Consider the following 5,184-nt stretch of genomic DNA (forward strand, 5'->3'; position numbering starts at 1 on the left):
AACCGCAGTCGCTATGAAACCGAAGCCCCTACCTTTAGGTAGTGGGTGCTATCACGTGACAAAAAAATCTGCTGGATGGCGCGGATGGATTCCAGATATTCCAGAAGTAGTGTGTGAAGCGAAGACCAAGACCGAACTTTTGAGAACTCTTACCGCTAAACTCCGTGAGGCTTTAGAGGCGCGTGAGGAAGCATGGGATAGACAACTTGAAGCGGATATAAAAGCGGGAAAACTTGATTATCTACGCGAGGAAGCACTCAAAGAGATAAAGGCTGGATTGGATTGGAAAGCATGGTGCGTATGATAGACGGATTTCATAAGTGTAGCATAGGCTGTTAGCCTGTGCTTCTATGTCCGCAAACTTACAGTGGACGGGTCCCAAAAATCAGACATCATCGCTAAAATCTTGTCCGTGATTGCATGGGAGCACTGGAACGGGAGAATGATGGAACGCTTTAGAACATGGCATGAAGTTTTAATGGAACGCCTTTCTGATCCAGAAGATGTTATCGGCTATCTTGAAGTTTCTCTTGAAGAATATTTAGATGATGGCGACAAAGCATTTTTTTTAAAGGGAATAAAAAATGTCATAGAAGCACAAGGTGGGATTCTGAGCGTATCGGAACATGCAGACATTGATCCGAGGTTTCTTTCAGACATTGTAAACAATGGATCTATGCCACCTTTCCATATTCTGAGTTCAATTTTCACATCTTTTGGAGCGGAGGCTCCTATTAATCTACCTCCGACAAACATAATGTCCGATACAGGGGCACACCGCGCATTAGGGACTTCAGGTAAAACGGTATCTAAACAAGTTACAGAGAAAAATTTTACTGAAAAGGAAAATTTTACCGAAAGACAATTACAGAATATTAAATACTGGAAAAGGCTATCCGAACATTTAGACCGGCGAGACAGTTGGTTACAACCCCCAACGGTTAATGCCTCTCATTACCGAGATTTGCAGATTGGCATAAAAGGTTTCTCGTTAAGAGCAAGGCAGACTATTAAGCGTAAGGAAATCAGTGCTGCGTTGGTCATGAGGGGTGCAAATGCGATAGGTCACTTCTACTCGTTAAGGGTGCAGGAAGAAGAAATTGAGAGAGACTTTGGTGACAAATTGGAATGGTGGGCAAGGGCAAAATCTGAGAAACGCGTGGCTTTCAGAAATCGAGATGCAGATCCTACCGATAAGAAAGATTGGCATAATCAACACGAATGGTTGGCTGATACCCTTGAAAAATTATATGCCGTATTCCATCCGCGACTTGAAAAACTAACGATGGGGTTTAGGTCTTAGCGTTCAGCGAGCAATTGGAACGCAACCTTGTATGTAATTTTTTCTGGGCAAGTAATTTTGCTATGGTTTGGACAATTTGTTTTTGTTTCAGGTTGTATTTTCCAATATCTTGGCGTTTTTTAGCGAGTTTTCTCAGAAGCGTAGGTTGCAGAAAGAGTTTCAGGCGCGAATATGAGCAGCCCCAGCGGGGCGAAATGTGTATAGAAACGTCTTGCCTCCAAGGTATAAGCCCCAGCGGGGCGAGATGTGTATCGTTAAAATTGTCCAAACTGTAATGCCATCGGTTTTTTAGACCACAGTCTAAATGTTTTTCTTCACGCCCGGGGAATGCCATCCGGGGAAGCCCATACGGGAGACCTCATACCGTTGATTCGCATTCATACCGTTGATTTCGGCGTGATATGTCTATAGCAATCGGAGATGGAAACCATAGCTGCACTCCAGCGGAGTGCTATGTCAAGAATTGTCCAAACTTTAGTAAAATATAAGAGCCTGATTCTATCACAACGCACCGCTGCAACTCATAATTGAAACTACTGTTCTGTCAACCTTCAAATGATGGGGAAACCTCGGCTCGTAGTAGTGCGATTTATCGCACGTCAGGAACGGGCAATGAATTGCCCTACTACAAACTGACTCTCAGTTTAGATGTGACAGAACACTACCTTCGTGAAAGAGAACTTGACATGGCCGATAACAAAATCCGCGAAATCCGTGTAATCCGAGAAAATCCGCGATTCAGACGTTATCCTGAATATAAAGAGAGTGGAGTTGAATTTATTGGAAGTATACCAAAGCATTGGGATACAGTGCGGTGTGCCAATCTCTTTGAATTGAAGCACATAAAGCAAACATCTGGGGAAATCAATTTGTCTGTTTACAGAGATTACGGGGTCATTAAGCGAGACAGCAGAGACGATAATTACAACAGGGTATCAGCGGACACATCAAACTATAAACTCGTTGAACCCGGGGATTTCGTATTTAACAAAATGAAATGTTGGCAAGGTTCTTTAGGAGTCTCGGAATATAGAGGAATTGTCAGCCCGGCTTATACCGTCTGTAATCCTAAGAGACATTTTCATGGGAAGTATTTCCATTATTTGCTTAGGTCTCAGCCTTACATTCAGGAGTTTAACAGATTATCCTATGGGGTGAGAATAGGCCAGTGGGAACTACGATTTGAGGATTTCAAGGATGTTACTGTTTTCTATCCGTCCTTGTCAGAACAAACCCAAATCGCTAACTTCCTCGACCACAAAACCAAACAGATTGACGAGCTCATCCGCATCAAAGAACGACAGATAGAACTACTGCTGGAACAACGCACCGCACTCATAAATCAGGCAGTGACAAAAGGACTTGGCCCGAATGTGGAGATGAAACCCTCGGGCGTGGAGTGGATTGGAGAGATGCCAGCACATTGGACTCCGGTTATGTTGAAGTACGCAGCGCGTTTAGTTTACGGTGATACTTTAATTTCCGAAAATAGGGACAACGGTGTCGTGCCTGTATATGGGTCTAATGGCATTATCGACACTCATTCTTCAGCAAACACCTTATCACCCGCAATTATCGTTGGACGTAAAGGATCTCTGGGTAAAATACAATATTCTGATGTTTCCTGCTTCGTTATTGATACAGCATACTATATTGACAGACGTACTTCTCATGTAAACCTCCGTTGGCTATACTACATCCTTCAAGCCCTTAAACTGGAAAGATTTCGCAATAGTGTACTTCCAGGTTTGAATCGTGAATCTGCAGAAAGCCAATATATTCCTTTAATCGTGGAAGAAGAACAAACCCAAATCGCCAATTTTCTCGACCAAAAAACCCAACAAATTGACGAACTGATAACCGCAGAGCAGCGAAAGATTGAACTCCTCAAGGAATACCGTCAATCCCTCATCTCCGAAGCAGTGACCGGCAAGATAGATGTCCGTAACGAGGTGTAGACCCTATTTTTTCTTTTCTGATTCGGCGCGAGATACATATCGCGTTGATTTTTTCGATATTTCTATGCTATACTTTGCAAAACGTTTTTTCAACTCTTGAAAGCATAGGCATTTATGAACGCGACACAAGATACGCAGATAGAACACTTCCCTGACCGGAGCCTCAGACGCTTGCTGCAAGACAGGGAATATGTGAGGGGATTAGTCCAAATTATTGCACCGGACATTGAGGTGTTTCTCGACTTCAGTCGAATCACATACCAAAAAAGAAGTTTCATCTCTAAAGCACTGCAAGAACGCGAGTCAGATATCCTATTGAGTGTTCCGTTTCAAGAAGACACAGATGCCATAGATACTGATGCGCTGCTCATCTATATCCTCATTGAACATCAATCTACCGTGGATAAAACGATGGGGTTTCGGCTATTGTCTTACATGGTGCAAATCTGGGAGTCGCAACGGCGGGAATGGGAAAGGGAGAAGTTGCCTGAAAGTGAAAGACGTTTACAACCGATCCTACCAATCCTGCTTTATACCGGGGACCGTCGGTGGACAGTACCGGTGTCCCTGACGGCGATCATGGATATTCCTGAAATCTTGGAGCGTTTCGTCCCAAGTTTTGACACGCTGTTTTTAGCGGTGAAGGAGACTGAAGCAGAGGTGCTGACGCAGTTCGGACATCCGCTGGGTTGGTTGTTCCGTGTGCTTCAAAAGGAGCATGCAGAGCAAACAGAAGAGATACGCGAAGCCTTAGCAGCTGCTGTATCGCATATAGTGTCAGTAGATGAAGGTTTTGCACCCCAAGTTGCAGAGGCACTCCGGTATTTTGTGCAGTTGATATTCCACCGGCGTTCTCTTGAGGAGCGCGATGCTTTAGTAGATATTATCAGACAACACATTCAAGACCCTAAGGAGTTAGAGACAATGGCACAGACAACGGCTGATTTTCTCAGAGAACAAGGCAAAGCAGAGGGTATACAACAAGGCAAAGCAGAGGGTATACAACAAGGCAAAGCAGAAGGTATACAACAAGGCAAAGCAGAAGGTATACAACAAGGCAAAGCAGAAGGTAAACAGGATGCCGTCCTCAAACTCCTGCAGCTCCAATTTCAGCATGTGCCTGAAACGCTTTCACGTCAAATCCGCAATATTGACAACCTAACACACCTCGACACACTCTTAGAGCAAACGATGACCGCGCAAAGTTTAGATGAAATAGATACCCATTTTTCTTAAACTCTCTTTGAAATGATTGATGATGTGACGATTCGGAGTTACGTGCCCCCTCTATGCTCCAAGAACAACCCTTATCTATTTGACGAGGTGTAGACCGTGCCGACGTATACAGAAACAGATTTTGAAGATCACATCGAAGCACACCTAAATCAGTCGGGCTACCGGTCGTTACAATCTACAGACTACGATAGATCCCGCTGCCTCGTCCCTGATGAGACGCTGCAGTTTATTCGGGACACACAACCCAAGACATATCAGAAACTGGAACGCCAGTACGGTCCGGACACACCCCTAAAACTCCTCGACCGTGTGAGTAAACAGATTGCGAGTCGTGGCGTACTGGACGTGTTGCGGAAGGGTGTTAAAGATAGGGGTTGTGATTTTAACCTGACTTACTTCCAACCCGCAAGTGGCATGAACCCCGACCACCAACGCCTCTACGCCCAGAACCGATTCTCCCTCATTCGACAACTGCATTACGCACAGCAGAACGAGAAGTCTCTGGATATGGTCTTGTTCCTCAACGGGTTGCCAGTTGTGACAATGGAGCTGAAGAACAGTCTCACCGGTCAGGTGGTGAGAGATGCGGAGAAACAGTACCGGACAGATCGGAATTCAAGGGAACCTTTGTTTAAATAGGACTTACGCAAAATTAGAAAATGAGTTGATATATTCTCAGTCGTCGCT

At 44.6% G+C, this 5,184-nt stretch carries 5 protein-coding genes; all 5 read left to right on the top strand.

Going from position 1 to position 5,184, the window contains the following annotated elements; translation table 11 throughout:
• Positions 1-304 (top strand): hypothetical protein (locus OXN25_16030; GenBank protein MDE0426361.1); only part of this gene is annotated, 304 nt, incomplete at its 5' end.
• A gap of 138 nt (positions 305-442) precedes the next feature.
• The gene (locus OXN25_16035; protein ID MDE0426362.1) at positions 443-1,303 is read left to right on the top strand and encodes a DUF4268 domain-containing protein; all 861 of its coding nucleotides are present in this window, start codon (positions 443-445) and stop codon (positions 1,301-1,303) included.
• Positions 1,304-1,920: 617 nt separating this feature from the next.
• Positions 1,921-3,261 carry a restriction endonuclease subunit S gene (locus tag OXN25_16040; protein MDE0426363.1) on the top strand — a complete coding sequence of 447 codons (1,341 nt, stop codon included), beginning with the start codon at positions 1,921-1,923 and terminating at the stop codon, positions 3,259-3,261.
• A 114-nt stretch (positions 3,262-3,375) separates the two neighbouring features.
• The gene (locus OXN25_16045; GenBank protein MDE0426364.1) at positions 3,376-4,497 is read left to right on the top strand and encodes an Rpn family recombination-promoting nuclease/putative transposase; all 1,122 of its coding nucleotides are present in this window, start codon (positions 3,376-3,378) and stop codon (positions 4,495-4,497) included.
• Between the two features lie 96 nt (positions 4,498-4,593).
• Positions 4,594-5,136 (top strand): type I restriction endonuclease, encoded by a 543-nt coding sequence (locus OXN25_16050; protein ID MDE0426365.1) that lies wholly within the window; start codon positions 4,594-4,596, stop codon positions 5,134-5,136.
• Positions 5,137-5,184 lie beyond the last annotated feature (48 nt).

It is taken from the genome of Candidatus Poribacteria bacterium (genome assembly GCA_028820845.1).
In the GTDB taxonomy this organism is placed as follows: Bacteria; Poribacteria; WGA-4E; order WGA-4E; family WGA-3G; genus WGA-3G.

What these genes read in the sequence shown, in the direction of transcription:
- OXN25_16035 (MDE0426362.1), top strand. Translation starts at nt 443, where the DNA reads ATGATGGAACGCTTTAGAACATGGCATGAAGTTTTAATGGAACGCCTT.
- OXN25_16045 (MDE0426364.1), top strand. Translation starts at nt 3,376, where the DNA reads ATGAACGCGACACAAGATACGCAGATAGAACACTTCCCTGACCGGAGC.